This is a genomic window from Pseudomyxococcus flavus, from assembly GCF_050038885.1.
GTDB lineage: Bacteria > Myxococcota > Myxococcia > Myxococcales > Myxococcaceae > Myxococcus > Myxococcus flavus.
On sequence record NZ_CP143624.1, the window covers coordinates 3,866,242 to 3,881,138 of the forward strand.

Below are 14,897 nucleotides of genomic sequence, written 5' to 3' on the forward strand. Positions count from 1 at the left end.
TCACATCCCCACCGGGATGGGCAACAGCCCTCCCGCGGCGAAGTTCCGGAGCATGACCCGGAAGGTGAAGGTGCGCCGCTTGTAGCCGTCCTCCGGAAACTCTTCAGCGTCCACGCCAATGGGCGCGTCCGGGTCGAAGGCCTCCCGGTCCTGCCTCGGCGTGCGGACCACCAGCGTGACCTCCACCTCGCGGATGCGCTGCCTCAGCCGGAGCCTCAGGTCTTCATCGTTCGCGGGAGGGGCCACCTCCGAGGGGTGTTGGTCGATGGCGCACGTGGTCCTCGTGCAGGCATCGAGCGCCGGAAGGCCCGCGTCGTCGTCCGGGAACCACCGGAAGCCGAGCGGAGGCGCGTGGCTCATGACACCCAGCCGGACCTTGAGGCGCTCGACGTCCCGGCTCAGCACCACCCAATCCGCGGCGCCGTGGCCCAGGTACTCCAGCGTGGGCGTGCCACTGGCCCAGTTCACCCGGTAGGCCGAGCTCTGCGCCTGCATGACGCGCCAGGACTCCCGGTCGGGGTTGGGGAGGTTCCAGAGGCCATCGTCCGGGTTGCCGCAAGGGCCCACGGTCGTGGTCTCGGTGCCGGTGCCCACGTCCGCCGTGAGCCGGTTGCTGCCCGTGTCCACGTTGGCGACGCGCAGATGGCAGGCCAGGTTCCGGTTGGGGTTCACGACGAAGGCAGGAGTCGCCGTCGCGGCGGCGGGCTGGAGCCGGGAGGAGGGGTTCGGGACGGTGCAGAACCCCTGTGGGCCATCCCGCACGCTGACGTCGCCACCACAGGGGGCCAGCGTCACCATGCCGCGGGTATCGCCCCAGTGAATCTGCAGCACGTCCGACGCGAACTCCTCGAGGTGCCCCGCCGGTGGCAGGGCGAAGCCGTTGTCCGCGGGGAAGGGGCGCGTCGCATCCGCCACCCTCAGATCCGGCTCCGTCCATACCTGGACGGCCGTCTGCGTGCGCGTGTCGCTGAAGACGATGGGCGCGTTGCCCATCCCCGCTCCTGCGCGCTGCAGGTCCGCGGAAATCAGCTCCATGACCACCCGGCCGGTGGTCTGGGCCATCATCGTCTGTTCTTCGAACTGGGCGCGACGCTGCATCTGCATGGCCGCGACCAGACCGGCGCCGAGCACGACGAGGCCAATGGCGCTCGCAATCATCACCTCGAGCAGCGTGAAGCCACGTGCTGCCCGAGCTCGAGTCCGCGTCAGAGAAGACCTCACGGCGCCATCCTCGTCTGGAGCATCACCACCTGCCGGTCGCTGCGCTCCGGCTCGCGCCAGCTCACGGTGACGCGGACGTGGGCGAGGCTCCCCGCCGTGCCGACCTGGCCGGGAATGAGGTCCCGCGTCAGGTCCGCCGGGACGGTCGAGCCCGGTTCGATGGTACCGAGCTGGGAGGGAACATCCACGTCCACGGCGACCTCGAACTCCCGCGCGATGACCTCGGGGTTGGGAGGTGGCGTGTTGCTCAGCGCCCCCGCGGCCGTCTGGTAGAGGGTGTAGGTCGTGTCCTGGCCCACGAGGTTGGAGCACGGCGGCTCCACCGCGCAGCCCATCAGCGTGAGGTTCTCGAGCGCCTGCTCGGCGATGAGCTGGGCCTGCGTGGCGGTGAGGCTGCGGCGGTTGGAGTAGCTCGTGCGAGTCACCACCATCATCGCCGCCGCGATGCCCATCAACAGGATGGCCATGGTCGCCAGCACCTCCAGCAGCGTGATGCCTCGGTGCTGGCGCATCTTCAGAACCTTCACTGCTGAATCCTCCCGTCCGGGCTCGGCGAGTAGATGAGCAGCTTCGAGCGAGCCGTTCCGCCCTCGGCATCGCCGGTGTTCCAGCGGCCGTTGCCCTTGATCTTGATCTCACCCAGCGCGGTGGGAACGATGAGGTGCCCGTCATGCACCAGCGGCGCGTTCACGCCATGGCCGCCGAGCGACGCGCTGGTCATGCCGGGGTCGCCATCGCCATCTGGCAGCTGTCCCGACTCGTAGTACCGGCCGCTCTCGTCCTCGCTCAGGTTGCAGATGTCCGCGGCGGCGCCCACGGCCGTGGTCGCGAAGACCTTGTCACCCGCCAGCGTCACGCCGCCCCACACCGCCTGCCCGGGGTCCAGCTGCCGCACCCACAGCGGCTCCAGCAGCTCGCACTCGTTCCTGCCGGAGGGGTCGGTGTCCTCGTAGGCCAGCAGGTGGTAGATGTAGCTGTCCTTGTCCTCCGGGCCGTCGGAGAACTCGTCCGGGTTGTCACCCGTGCCGAAGTAGAAGCGCACCACGGGCGTGCCGGTGTTGCGGACGACGTTCACGGCGATGTTGGAGTGGATCTGCTGGAAGATGGGGTCCTGGTCCTGCGCCGCGTCATCGTGAGTGGCCAGGGCGAGGGGGGCGCTGGCGACCTTGCAGGCCTTCACCTTGCGGCCCAGCGGCGCGCCCGTGTCCACCTGGTCCAGGTTGACGCGGTAGACGCTGCCCGCCGTGGTGGGCACGTACAGGACGTCGTAGTTGCCATCACGGTCGAGGTCGACCAGGGCCGTCTCCGCCGCGATGCCGGAGCCCTGGTCCAGGGTGATGATGCCCGCCCTGTCACCCGTGCTGTATTCGAGCGGCTGCCCTGTCTTCATGTCGATGAGGTAGAGGGCGCCGGCGCGGTCCGGCGACGAAGGCACGAAGTCCGTGCCCACGATGGCCGTCCACTTCCCTTCCGTCTGCGTGCCCCAGGTCAGCCGGCCAATCGACGGCGCGTGGCTGGAGCCGGAGTTGTCCGGGAAGTTCACGGTGGGGTCCGCCACCTTCGCCGAGGAGAACGCGAAGTCGATGGCCGGGTCCCTCAGGTTGAACTCCCAGAGCGGCAGCGGGTACCAGCTGTCCTCGGGGTTCGTGATGTCGAGCGCGACGACGGCGGGGCTGTTCTTGCCCGAGGCGCTGACCAGGACCGTCTTCGCACCCTGCGTCCTCGAGGCGGTGGGCGACGGCGTCCACGCGGGCTGTCCCGAGAGGCCGAAGTCCACGTTGGCGATGCTCGGTGAGGCATCCATGGAAGGCCGGGCCAGGTTGCCCGAACCATTGAAGCGCACATACGTGTTGCGGTAGCGCTCCAGCAGCATGCGGGGCATGTACGTGAACAGCTCCGTGCCCGAGCCGTAGTTGCGGGGAGTGATGTTGCCCGAGACGCAGGCCGCGGTGGGCTCGAAGAAGCCACGGACCTGCGTGCCCGGCGCGCACTCATCCTGGGTGGAGTTGCGGAAGGCGCCCGCGTCGAAGGCGTGCAGGTAGCCGCTCATGGTGCCCACGTAGGCCACGGTGGGCCGCGTGGAGAGCGGCTCCATGAAGTTGCGGCGGTACATGTCCCGCTCACCCGCCCGCGCGTTCTGGGCCCAGCCGTCGAGGTACGGCGGCACGCTGACGGCGACAGTGGACATGTTGATGCCGCCCAGCGCCCAGGGCCGACGCTGGTTGGACGGCCCGGGGGCATAGTGGTCCTCCCAGCCGTACAGCCATTCCCGCAGGAAGTTGCGGTCGTTCGTGACGCCCGTCACCCGCTTGTCGGGGGGAGCGCCGGTGGGCGTACCGCACTTGCCATCGTTGTTGAGGTCGTACAGGTAACGCCCGTTCTGCTCCAGGTCGCAGAGCTCGTCCGGGAAGAGGATGCTGTCCTCATCGTTGTCCGCCATCTCGTCGGAGAGGGTGCTGCGGGTACCCGACGCGCTCATCGTGTAGAGCTTGCGGCTCATCGGGTCATGCCCGCTGCCATTGGTCCCGAAGGTGAGCGCCATCACCCGGCCCGCGTCCCAGCGGAACTCGCCGGTGGTGACGGTGGGATCCTCCGGGTCATAGAGCGTGCTGAGATAGAGCCGTCCGCGGACGGTGAAGTCCTTGTTGCCGTCGTAGGCGCGGGTGCTGGCCGCGGGCATTCCGCTGGTCGGCCAGGTTCCGGCCCGACCCCAGGCGCTGCCCGGCGTCTCGTTCACGCCCCAGACGATGACATTGCCCAGCGTGGACGGTGAGGCGCGCGAGTAGCTGCCAGCGCGGACGGCCTGGTAGCCCACCTCGACGTCGTCGATGATGGGGCGGCACTGCTCGTTGGGGCTGGTGATGTCCACCTTCCAGCAGAGCTGGGAGCCCGTGAAACCCATGGCCAGGATGTCCAGCTCGACCTCTTGGGTGGGCGGCTCCGTGTCCGGGAAGTGCACCGGGAACCAGGTGGGAGTCTCCGGGTTGGGGACGCACTCCATCTCCCCCGTCTCCGGATTGGGCTCACAGACGCGGCAGTTGACCGCCAGCGAATAGGTGATGGTGGGCTCGGGGCCATCCTCCGGCGTGCACGCGCCCGGGTAGTCCTCGGAGAAGCAGGGCGGCCCTCCGTCGCAGGTGCGCGGATGGGGCGCGAAGTCGTCCTGCCGCTTGAAGCGCACCTTGGTGATGACGAAGTCATTGGCGATGTCCGGCGAGATGTCGCCGGACACCGTGGCCGAACGCGTGCTTCCGCCGTTCTGCTTGTTGATGACGAACACCACGTCGTTGAAGTCACGGTCACCGCCGCCCGGGATGTCCTCGAAGCCCAGAATCCAGCGGAACGGGTCCGTGGAGGGGGCACCCACGATGACGTGAGGCATGGGGTTGCGAACGCCCGGAGGCCGAGGAATCGTCACCTTCTCCATGGGCATGACGAGGTTGCCGTAGAGCTCGTCGTTCGCGAGGCGGTACAGCGTGGTGCCCCACTCAGTGATGGGACCATCCAGCCAGCCGCAGTAGTACTCGTTGGTGCCCGTGACCCGGCACGCCTGGCCCGGCGTGCTGGCGGGATTGTCGCGGTTGCAGCCTTCCAGGTACCGGCAGCCAATGTTTCGCTCGGCGACAATCGTGCCGCCCTCGGGGTTCTGGTCCAGGTTCCACGCCGATTTGGAGAAGAAGACGTTGATGGACGTCCGCAGGTGCAGCGCGCACCGGCCATCCGGATCCTGCTTCAGGCAGGGGTAGACGTAGCCTTCGTTGGGGCCGTGGTTGCTTTCATAGTAGACGATGAGGAAGAAGATGACTTCCTTGCCACCTTCAATCATCCCCATGTCTACAGTCCGGTCATAGGGCGTGATGCCATTGTCCGGGTTGTTGCTGCGCAGCAGGCCGCGTGGGTCATACGCGGATACGTCGTAGTCCGGAATGCCTTCGGACCAGTCGCCTTCATCCCTCACCGGCGCGAGGTTCCGGTGGGTCTCGAAGCCATCGTCATCATCGGCGAGCAGGAAGACCATCCGCCCCAACCCCATGTTGCCGTTGGCGTCCGAGGGGGGCTCCAGCAGGTTGGGAATCTGGGGAAAGAGTCCCCGGTCCGAAAACTGATTGGCTTTGTTGTTGAAGTTGATGTTGCCCGAGGCGAAGTGGCCCACCAAGTCAGTACGGTTCCACTCGCTACCCAGCCCCGGTCGGGCATCGGCGAGGTCGACGTTCGGCTCGAATGCGTTGCCACAGCTGCCGTTCATCGCCAGCTCTGGCTGGTTGTACGTCTCGCCGCCCGAAGTGAAATTCCGCGTGCAGCGCCGGGGGAGGCTGCCGATGTACGGACGCGCCTTGGCGCCGGACCGGGGCGCGAGGTTGAACATGTCCTCGTGCAGGTCGAAGATGCCGTTGGAGTTGGTGTCCAGCAAGTTGCCGTTGGCGTCGACGTACCCGCGGTCTCGCAGGTCGTCCATGTAGACGTAGCCGAGCGAGTGCGCGGCTCCGGCGGACTCGTACACGTAGCTGATGGTGACGTTCTGGTCGAACGGGAACTCGATGAACTCCGAGTTCAGCGCCGTGCGGTTCGTGTTGAGCTGGAGTCGAGCCGGGTTGTCCTCCGTGATCAGCATGGTCGAGTCCTGGATCTCCAGGCTCTCGTCAGAGAACTCGGGCTGCTTGTTCTGGTCGAGCTGGTCTTCGCACAGCTGGGCGGGAGTCTCCGGTTCCGGAGGCGCCGCGGCGTGGGCGAGCGGCGCGGCCAGCAGGGCGAACGCGGCGAGCGTCTGGGTGAGGGTGCGCATCACTTCTTCCCCTGGGAGCGGCGGGACGGGTCATTCGCCTTGCGCAGCTGCTGCGCCCGGCGGGCGGCGAGGTCCTGTTTGAGCTGCTGACGCAGCAGCTCCTCGCGCGAAGGCGGCGGCGGGTGGAGGCTGTGCGCCAGGTAGCTGAGGAGCAGGTCCCGGTCAGTCGCGGGCAGCAGCCGCGTGTCGCAGGTCGTCTTCGGCTTGACCTGGTTGGGAGCCGCAATCCACGTGCGCAGTTGTTCGGGCGTGCGCTTGGGAATCAACGGGCCCAGGTCGGTGCCCCGGCCGCGCTTCTCGGTAGGGAGGGGCTTCGCCGCCTGGGCGCGCTTGCCCTTGCCCTTGCTCTGGCCCTGCGGCGTGACGGTGTGGCAGCGGGCGCAGGCCTTCTCGAAGGCGAGCTTGCCTTCATCCGCGGCGCCAGCGGCCAGTCCTGGCAGGAGCAGGAGTGACAACAGAGAAAGTCGTTTCATGGGCGTGCTCAGCTCAAGGAGGGGAACCAAGGGTCACGACATCGGCGAGGACGTCCGACACCTCATCCGAGTTGCTGTAGGTGTTGTCGGAGCCACCGCCGGTCATGACGGTGCCGGGGCTGTTGACGGCGTGCGCGTTCTCGTTGGTGATGAGCGCCTGGATGACGGCGCGCGTGGGGCGGCTGCCCGCGGGGCCGACCACCTCGCCAATGGCGATGAGCCAGACCTGCTTGTTGTCGTCGATGGTGCCGGACTGGGTGCCGTCCTCGTCGTCCCGGACGAACACGCGGTAGCGGACGTTCTCCTGGCGGGGGAAGGCGGCATACGCCTCACCCGAGGGGCTCTGACGCTCCGCGGGCGACAGGTCCGCTTCATTGATGGCCAGGGAGTTCCAGGTCCCCGGGCCGCCTGGCCCCGGAAGCACTTCGAAGTAGGGCCGGTCTCCGCCTTCCAGGCCGGGCTCGTTGACCTGCGCCATGCCTTGAAGCGCGACGCTATAGGTCTCCTCCACGCCCAGCCGCAGGCGCATGGCCTCGCGCGCTTCCGCCAGCCCCGCCTGCGCCGCGAAGTACGCCTCCTTGTAGCGTCGGCTGTCGCCCTGGACGTCCGCCTCGCGGCTCACGACGCCGTAGCTGAGGAGCACCGCCAGGGTGACCATCGTGACGACGCCCATGGCGAGCAGCAGCGTGAAGCCACCTTGCCGCCGTCGGGCTGTGGGACGTTGCACCATGTCGCGGGTCTCCCTTGGACTTCGGCCCTTGAGGGCGATGCCAGTGTTGTGAACCACGCAAATGGCGTGCCTGGCCGGCGGCACTGTAACCGTCCGGAACTCGTGGGCAACGTTTGGCTTGCACTTCAGGGCTGGGTCTGGCGCGACTTCGCAAGAGTTGCGGAGTTGCAATTACTTGCGGGGTTTCCGTTACGCGCCAGTGGCTTCGTGAGTTCCGACTCTCGGAGCGAGGCTCGGCGCCTAGGAGGCGCGCTCGAGCTCTCGCAGCCGGTCCACCAGCGCCTGCATCCGTTGATGGTGCGTGCCGGCCCAGAAGACGCGCTGGCAGCCGGGACACTGCTGGAAGCGCGAGTGCCGCTCCGCGACACGCTCGGGGACGCGCTCGCGCACCTCGTCGGGCTCGGCGGGGGCCAGCGCGGCGTTGCAGGCCACGCAGCGTGAGAACGGGCGCATGCGAGACGTCAGCCCGTAGCGGCGCACCACCTCCACCAGCTGTTCCGCCGGGTCCGTCGAGCGGGGGAAGTAGCCGCGCAGGACTTCGCCTCGCTTGAGCACGCCCACGTCGCGCGAGAGGAGCACGCGGTCCTCGTCATGCGAGAGGCGCGCGAGCTCGGCGTCCTCGAAGTCGTTGCGCCACAGGGCGTCGAAGCCCAGCATCCGCAGGAAGCCGACGAGCCGCCCCAGGCCCACGTCGAGCACGAAGCGGGGCGCGTCCTGGAGGGGCGGCCCCACCCGGAGGCCGGGCGGCACGTCCACGGAGGCGGGATAGACATCCACGCGGGTGCCCGGCTGGACCCGGTGCGCGAAGTCCACGGCCTCGCCATCCACCTGCACCACCTCCACTTCCGGGTGTGGTGGGCCCAGGGACTCGATGAGGTCCTTCACCGACGGGGTGCCTTGCAGGGGATGGGTGAACGCCTGGTTCCGGCGCGAGGGAGGCAGGAAGTCATTCAGTGCGCCGTGGAAGCGCATCGTCACCAGGGCCTTCGCCTGTTCCATGCTCCATTCCTCTCAAGGCCTTTGTCGCATCCCGCCAGTGGGCTCGGAGCCCCTTTTTGCGACGGACGTGCCGGGACCGAAGGACTCGGAGTGGGGATTTGACGCAACTGCGAAAATAAAATCGTTCAGTCACGCCATAAGTCACGGGACTGTCACTTTCGGAGTTCCTATACTGCCGCGGCCGTCGGCCCCGGGTGTGGCAGGCGACGCTCCCCTCTTCCTCCGAGTCCGACAGCATGAAGAAGACGCTCACCTCCCTCCTGTGCGCGGCGCTTTCGCTCACCCTCCTCACCTTGTCGTGTGGAGAGGGCAGCAACCCGCCCCGGGTTCCCGTGCCGCTCGAGGATGGTGGGGTGCTCTGGAAGGAGTGCACCCCGGAGCGCGCCGCGGAGGACTGCTCCCAGGGGGAGGCCTGTCTCTTCGTCCAGGCGCATGACGGCTACCTCTGCGTGAGGGCCTGTGATCCGCAGACGGCCTGCGAGCACCCGGAGGCGGCCTGCTGCGCGGCGGCCGAGGACGGTAGCGAGGGCGGCTACTGCGTCCCCCGCGACGCCTGCGAGTCCACCGACGCTGGCTCCGAGGATGGGGGCTCCGACGACGCGGGCGTGGACGGCGGCGGGACGGAGGAGACCGACAGCGGCGTCCCGTCCGATGCGGGCACGTCCGACGAGGACGGTGGCACGAAGGAAGAGGACGACGCGGGCACCGACGCGGGGACGGATGCCGGAACCGACGCGGGAACGGATGCCGGAACCGACGCGGGCTTCACCAACATCCGGGTGATGGCGTCCAACCTCAGCAGTGGCAACTACCAGTCGTATGACCCGGGGCACGGCATCCGGCTCATCCGGGGCGTGGACCCCGACATCGTCCTGATGCAGGAGTTCAACTACGAGGACAACTCGACCGCGGACATCACCTCGCTGGTGAACCAGATTGCACCGGGCTTCTACTGGTCCCGCGAGACGGGCGCGCAGATTCCCAACGGCGTCATCAGCCGCTGGCCCATCATCGAGTCCGGCCAGTGGCCCGACCCCCGCGTGTCCAACCGGGACTTCGCCTGGGCGCGCATCGACATCCCGGGGCCCAAGGACCTCTGGGCGGTGAGCGTGCACCTGCTGACCTCCAGCGCGAGCAACCGCAACGCCGAGGCGCAGGCCATCGTCAACCAGGTCCGCTCCCAGATTCCCGACGACGACTACCTCGTCATCGGCGGCGACCTGAACACGGACAGCTTCAACGAGGCCTGCTTCAGCACCTTCCGGCAGGTGGTGACGACCGCGGGCCCGCACCCGGCGGACCAGAACGGCAACACGGGCACCAACCGCAACCGCAACAAGCCCTACGACCAGATTCTCGTGGACCAGGACCTGCGCCAGTACCAGCAGGCGACCGTCATCGGCTCCAGCACCTTCCCCAACGGGCTGGTGCTCGACAGCCGCGTCTACCGGCCGCTGTCGGAGATTGCCCCGGTGCAGTCGGGTGACAGCAACGCCACCAACATGCAGCACATGGGCGTGGTGAAGGACTTCCTCGTCCCCAACTTCTGATGCGCGGGGGCGCGCGGCGGCGGAGGGCTGCCGCCGCGGGCCCTCAGAAGCTCCACTTGTGCTTGTTGCGCTCGATGAAGCGGGCCACCGGCGGAATCCGGGCAATGAGCGGCGTGAGCACGAACACGGCGGCCAGCCGCAGGGGCTTCACCACCTGGGACGCCGCATAGGCGGCCGCCCAGCTGCCCGCCTTCTCTCCCGTGCTGCTGGGCTGGAAGCCGAACTGGATGGCCGCGTAGAAGCCGACAATCACCAGCCCGAAGATGAGGTAGTTCACCACCAGCGCCAGCGGTCCGTACTCGAGCATCAGGTTCTTGAAGCGGGCCATCAGCGAGGGCTTCGCGGGCTTCATCGCGGCCTCGGTGGGTGGGGGCGTGTCGGAGACTGAGGGATTCACGTCGGGCTCAACAGGCGGCATGGTGACACCATGCCCCAAACCGATGCTGGCCGGGAAACAGAGCGGACAGGCGGAGGAGGGGCGCGCGGGCTCTCCGAGTTGTCAGGAATCCTGAACGCGGGTTAGACGTGGGGCAGCGACATGAAAACCTCCCTTCGCCTCCTCATCCTCGTGGCGGTCACCGTGCTTGCCGCGGATCAGGTGACCAAGTACCTGGCCGTCTCCCGGCTGACGAATGCCCTGGACGGACGGGAGGGCCTGGCGCGGGTGACGGGCTACTTCACCGAGCAGAACCTGGACAACCACCCGCTTCCCGAGGACGGGAAGTTCACGGTGACGCGGCCCTATCGCTTCATCGAGGACTACTGGCACTTCCGCTACGTGGAGAACCCGGGAGCGGCCTGGGGCATGTTCGCGAGCCTGCCCGAGGGGGCACGGCGCATCTTCTTCCACGTGGTGAGCGTGGTGGCGCTGGGCTTCATCTTCACGATGTACCGGCGCACCGAGCCGGACCAGCGGATGGTCCGGGTGGCCCTGGCGCTCATTACGGGCGGCGCGCTCGGCAACTTCATGGACCGGCTGCTGCGCGGCTACGTCATCGACTTCATCGACTGGCACTGGCGCAACCAGCCAGGGATGCGCTGGCCCACCTTCAACGTGGCGGACGCGGCCATCTGCGTGGGCGTGGCCTTCATGCTGCTGGACTCGCTCAAGGTTCGCCGTCCGGACCCCGTACCGGCGTCGCTGGCGGAGAGCCCCAATCCGTGACGGATGGGCGGCGGCTGGTGTAAGTCCCGGCTCGTGCCGCGCAAATACATCATCCTCATCGCCGTCGCGCTCGGCGTCATCGTGCTCGACCAGTGGACGAAGTACCTCGTCGTCCGCGAGCTGACCACGCAGATGGATGGCAAGGAGACCCTGGGCGAGCGCCTGGGGGCGATGTACTCCTCGCCTCCGCCGCAGGGCTTCAACGGGCTGCACTACCAGCCCCGCCGCCACATCGAGGTGTCGGAGTCCTTCTTCCGCATCCGCTACGCGGAGAACCCCGGCGCCGCGTGGGGCATGTTCCGCAGCCTGCCGCCCGAGACGCGCGGGCCGCTCTTCCACGTGGTGAGCATCGCCGCGGTGCTCCTCATCGCCTTCTACTTCCGCAAGCTGACCGGCACGGACCCGGAGGAGAAGTGGGCGCTGTGGGGGCTGCCGCTTGTGCTGGGCGGCGCGCTGGGCAACTACATCGACCGCATCGCCCGGGCCTTCGTCATCGACTTCCTGGAGGCCCACTGGTTCGACAAGGCGGCCTGGCCCTCGTTCAACGTCGCCGACGCCGCCATCTGCGTCGGCGTGGGCATGCTCCTGGTGGACAGCTTCGTCCGCAAGGAGAAGCCCGCCCAGGCCCCTTCCAAGGCGTAGCCCGCCGCACCCGGCCAGGCAGCCGGGCGGCCTCGCGGGTGGGCATGCGCGTCGTGTCGCCCGCGCAGGCAGGGTAGCCTTCGCGCTCACCGCCCTCTCGCGAGGTCTCCGTGCTCCCCGTCCTCGTCCACCTCTCCTTCACCTCGCTCTGGTCGCAGGTCCTGCTGTACGCCGTCGCGGCCGTCGTGGTGGGGTACGTCACCGTCAACGGCTGGCGCGGCGCCGAGGGCGCGCTGGATGCCAGCACGGGCCTCCGGGCCCCGGCCTCCACCCAGGACCGGCTGCTGCGCGCGGCGGGCTATGGCCTCGTGGGTGCCGTGCTGGCCTGGTTCGGTCTGCAGTACTCGCTGCCGGCCGGTGCCTTTCCCGGCGCGAAGGGCGAGGGCATCCCCCTGCACACCTATGGCCTGCTGCTGGCGCTCGGCTTCACCACCGCGGTGTCGGTGGCGGGGCGGCTGGCGCAGGACGAATGGCGCCGGCTGGAGCTGAAGGACGGCGTGTGGGTGGACGTGGAGGGCCCCACGAAGCGCGAGCAGGTCATGGACATGACCGTCTGGATTCTGCTCGGCGGCATCGGCGGGAGCCGGCTGCTCTTCGTGCTGGTGAACTGGCAGGACTACGCGCGCGACTGGACGCAGGCGTTCTCCCTGGGCGGGGGGCTCGTCTTCTACGGTGGGCTCATTGGAGCGTCCGCGGCGGCCTTCCTCTTCGCGCGCATGCACGGAATCGACTTCCTCCGGCTCGCCGACGTCTGCATCCCCACCGTGTCGCTGGGACAGTGCCTGGGCCGACTGGGCTGCTTCAGTGCGGGTTGCTGCTGGGGGGACGTGGCGCCCGCCCACGCGGCCACCGCGGTGCACTTTCCCGGAAGCGGTGTGGCGCAGGACCTCTTCGGTCGCCTGGGCCAGTCGTCCAGCCTGGCGTACACATCTCAGCTCCAGGACTCACGCTACGTGGTGGAGGCCACCGGTGAAATCTTTCACCACGCGGCCCCTGGCGCGGTCCGCATCTCCGACTGGGTCGCGCAGCAGGGTTACACGCTGGGGGTGTACCCGACCCAGCTCTTCGAGTCCGTGGGTCAGCTGGTGCTCTTCGTGGGGCTGCTGTACGCCCGGCGCTTCCGCCGCTTCCATGGGCACGTCCTGGCCCTGTGGCTGATGGCGTACGCGGTGCTGCGCAGCACGGTGGAGCTGTTCCGGGGGGACGTGGAGCGAGGCACGCTGCACGGCCTGCTGCAGGCGCTGGGCGCGCCGGACCTGGCGGCGGCGGTGCCGCTGGAGGCGTGGTACAATGTCTCCACCAGTCAGTTCATCTCGCTGTGCATGTTCGCCTTTGGCGCGGTGCTGCTCGCCCAGAAGGGGCGTCGCCGGGGAAGCGAGGCGGCGAGCCTGGGGCCCACCCCCTCGGCTGCGTGAGGTTGAATCGCGCGGGCCTCTTGGGGACACTCTGAGGAGTCATGCCGCCCCCCGACGCCCGACAGTCCGCCTCCAAGAGCTTCGCGCAGAAGAGCTCCACCGGTAAGTCCACGCCGGCCGACCCGGGCTCCAGTGAGGCCGTCCTTCAGGAGTGCGAGGCCCTGGAAGCGGAGATCGCAGTCCTCCGCAACCTCTACGAGCAGTACTTCCTGGGCAACGAGCGTCAGGCGCCCACGCGCGCCCACGAGGACCTCAAGAAGCGGATGAACAAGCTGAAGAGCGCGTTCATCCGCAGCACCTCGGCCAAGTTCCGCGTCGCGGGCCTGCACAACAAGTTCCTCACGTACGAGCGGCTCTGGGCGCGCACGCTCCAGGAAATCGAAGCGGGCACGTACCGCAGGGATGTCTTCAAGGCCCGCCGCCGCGCGGAGAGCCGCAAGGCCTCCTCCGCCAGCGAGGGCGGCCAGAAGGGCGTCATCGAGCTGCCCGAGGACATCTCCGACATGGACTTCGAGGAGGTGGAGGAGCTGATCCGCCCCCGCCCCGTGAACGAGCCGAAGGTGGCCGAGAGCTACCTCCAGGCCCTGGGCGGCACGCCGGCGCAGGGCACGTCCGCCGTGGCCCCGGCGAAGACGCCAGCGGTCGCGCCGCTGACGCCCGCGGTTGCACCGCTCACGCCCGCGGTGGGGGGCACGCCGCACCGGGGCACGCCCGCCGTGGCACCCCTCTCGGGCATTCCTTCCGTGGCACCCGTGGCGGGCACGCCGCCACGCGGCCTGCCCTCCGTGACGGCCGCCGTTGGTGGCACGCCCGCCAGGGGCACGCCGGTGGCTCCGCCGGGCATGGCCGCGAAGGCGCCTGGAAGCACGCCTCCGCCGTCGGGCACCGCGGCTGCGGGAAGCATGCCTCCGACCGCGCGGCCCGTGACGTCTGGCGGCACGCCGCCCACTGGGCGTCCAGCGGTCGGAAGCGCGGGAAGCGCGCCTGCCGCCTCGCGACCGGCTGCGACGGGCGCCTCGTCCGCGGCGCGGCCTGCTTCGATGCCTCCGGCGTCCCGGCCTCCCGCCGCGGCAGGCTCGGGCGGAATGTCGGACGACAAGCTGCGCGCCGTCTACGACGCGTACGTCACCGCGAAGCGCCGCTGCCAGGAGGACACGTCGAAGCTGTCCTACGAATCGGTGGCGGCCACGCTGCGCAAGCAGGTGCCGGAGCTGCTCAAGCAGCACAACGCGAAGGCGGTGGAGTTCAAGGTCGTCATCAAGGATGGCAAGGCCTCGCTCAAGGCCGTGCCGAAGTAGGTGACGCACCGTACAGCGGCTCACCCGGTGGACGTCGTTGGCTGGACGCGGGTGTGGGCGTGCGCCCTTCCGGGGCCGACCTGCTCCCAGCGGCTCCAGTGTCGGCATTCGTCGCCTGCTGAAAAAACGACTGCCTCCGCTGCCTGAGCGGGTTGTCGCTCCAGGGGGCCCTCCCTAGCTTGCGTTTCGCTCAAGCGGCCGGTGGTCGGCGCGAGACACTGCGGGAGGCGACGTGGGGATTCGGCGGAAGTGGCTCGGGCTGTTCGCGGGGGCGGGGCTCTTGCTGGGAACCGGGTGCATGTCTCCCTCGCAGGAGGCCCAGGAGCGCCTGGCGGTGCTGGAAGCCGAAGGCAAGGCCATGGACGAGGTGCTCGACTCCGTCGAGGAGCGGCTGCTGGGCAATCAGGCCATGCTCCAGACGTGGCAGGAGCTTGGCCGCCGTCACCGGGAGGTGACGCAGCTGCATTGCGAGTCGTCGAACCCGCACATGGTCGCGATGATGAAGCACTACAAGAAGCTGGAGGACCGCGCGCGTCAGCTCCGGCGCCGCCGTGGCGGCGTGGCGGCGGTGGACACGTCGGTGCTGACCTCCGGCAAGGCGCCTCGCGGCAACAACTGACG

General features: G+C 68.7%; 13 protein-coding genes. 6 read left to right on the forward strand and 7 right to left on the reverse strand.

Annotated elements, in window-relative coordinates; genetic code table 11:
- From VZL07_RS16215 to VZL07_RS16240, 6 genes are all read right to left on the reverse strand, one after another.
- Entirely contained in the window at positions 1–1,221 is a 1,221-nt protein-coding gene (locus VZL07_RS16215) for a PilW family protein (RefSeq protein WP_426756445.1), read from the reverse strand.
- On the reverse strand, positions 1,218–1,748 hold the full coding sequence (locus VZL07_RS16220) for a type IV pilus modification PilV family protein (RefSeq protein WP_426756446.1): 531 nt from the start codon (positions 1,746–1,748) through the stop codon (positions 1,218–1,220). The genes VZL07_RS16215 and VZL07_RS16220 overlap by 4 nt, the downstream gene beginning before the upstream one ends.
- Positions 1,745–6,004 carry a DUF4114 domain-containing protein gene (locus tag VZL07_RS16225; protein WP_426756447.1) on the reverse strand — a complete coding sequence of 1,420 codons (4,260 nt, stop codon included), beginning with the start codon at positions 6,002–6,004 and terminating at the stop codon, positions 1,745–1,747. Before VZL07_RS16225 ends, VZL07_RS16220 begins: the two co-directional genes overlap by 4 nt.
- Positions 6,004–6,477 (reverse strand): c-type cytochrome, encoded by a 474-nt coding sequence (locus tag VZL07_RS16230; protein ID WP_426756448.1) that lies wholly within the window; start codon positions 6,475–6,477, stop codon positions 6,004–6,006. The genes VZL07_RS16225 and VZL07_RS16230 overlap by 1 nt, the downstream gene beginning before the upstream one ends.
- Positions 6,478–6,490: 13 nt before the next feature.
- Positions 6,491–7,207, reverse strand: a complete 717-nt coding sequence (locus VZL07_RS16235) for a hypothetical protein (protein ID WP_426756449.1) — start codon at positions 7,205–7,207, stop codon at positions 6,491–6,493.
- A 240-nt stretch (positions 7,208–7,447) separates the two neighbouring features.
- The gene (locus VZL07_RS16240) at positions 7,448–8,206 is read right to left on the reverse strand and encodes a Mut7-C RNAse domain-containing protein (protein ID WP_426756450.1); all 759 of its coding nucleotides are present in this window, start codon (positions 8,204–8,206) and stop codon (positions 7,448–7,450) included.
- Positions 8,207–8,442: 236 nt separating this feature from the next.
- On the opposite strand from VZL07_RS16240, the gene VZL07_RS16245 reads away from it, so the two are divergent.
- Positions 8,443–9,756: an endonuclease/exonuclease/phosphatase family protein gene (locus tag VZL07_RS16245; RefSeq protein WP_426756451.1), complete on the forward strand. Its 1,314-nt coding sequence runs from the start codon at positions 8,443–8,445 to the stop codon at positions 9,754–9,756.
- A 43-nt stretch (positions 9,757–9,799) separates the two neighbouring features.
- Here VZL07_RS16245 and VZL07_RS16250 read toward each other — a convergent pair whose 3' ends face one another.
- On the reverse strand, positions 9,800–10,153 hold the full coding sequence (locus VZL07_RS16250; protein ID WP_426756452.1) for a hypothetical protein: 354 nt from the start codon (positions 10,151–10,153) through the stop codon (positions 9,800–9,802).
- 141 nt (positions 10,154–10,294) lie between these two features.
- Here VZL07_RS16250 and lspA (VZL07_RS16255) point away from each other — a divergent pair, with 141 nt between their 5' ends.
- The 5 genes from lspA (VZL07_RS16255) to VZL07_RS16275 all read left to right on the forward strand — a co-directional run bounded on the left by lspA (VZL07_RS16255) (position 10,295) and on the right by VZL07_RS16275 (position 14,895).
- On the forward strand, positions 10,295–10,921 hold the full coding sequence (gene lspA / locus VZL07_RS16255) for a signal peptidase II (RefSeq protein WP_426756453.1): 627 nt from the start codon (positions 10,295–10,297) through the stop codon (positions 10,919–10,921).
- Between the two features lie 33 nt (positions 10,922–10,954).
- Positions 10,955–11,563 (forward strand): signal peptidase II, encoded by a 609-nt coding sequence (lspA, locus tag VZL07_RS16260; RefSeq protein WP_426756454.1) that lies wholly within the window; start codon positions 10,955–10,957, stop codon positions 11,561–11,563.
- A gap of 110 nt (positions 11,564–11,673) precedes the next feature.
- Positions 11,674–12,978, forward strand: coding sequence for a prolipoprotein diacylglyceryl transferase (locus VZL07_RS16265; RefSeq protein ID WP_426756455.1), 1,305 nt, complete (start codon positions 11,674–11,676; stop codon positions 12,976–12,978).
- Between the two features lie 41 nt (positions 12,979–13,019).
- Positions 13,020–14,276: an MXAN_5187 C-terminal domain-containing protein gene (locus VZL07_RS16270; RefSeq protein WP_426756456.1), complete on the forward strand. Its 1,257-nt coding sequence runs from the start codon at positions 13,020–13,022 to the stop codon at positions 14,274–14,276.
- Between the two features lie 298 nt (positions 14,277–14,574).
- A complete protein-coding gene (locus VZL07_RS16275) occupies positions 14,575–14,895 on the forward strand; it encodes a hypothetical protein (RefSeq protein WP_426756457.1) in 321 nt (106 codons plus the stop codon).
- The last annotated feature ends 2 nt before the right edge of the window (positions 14,896–14,897 follow it).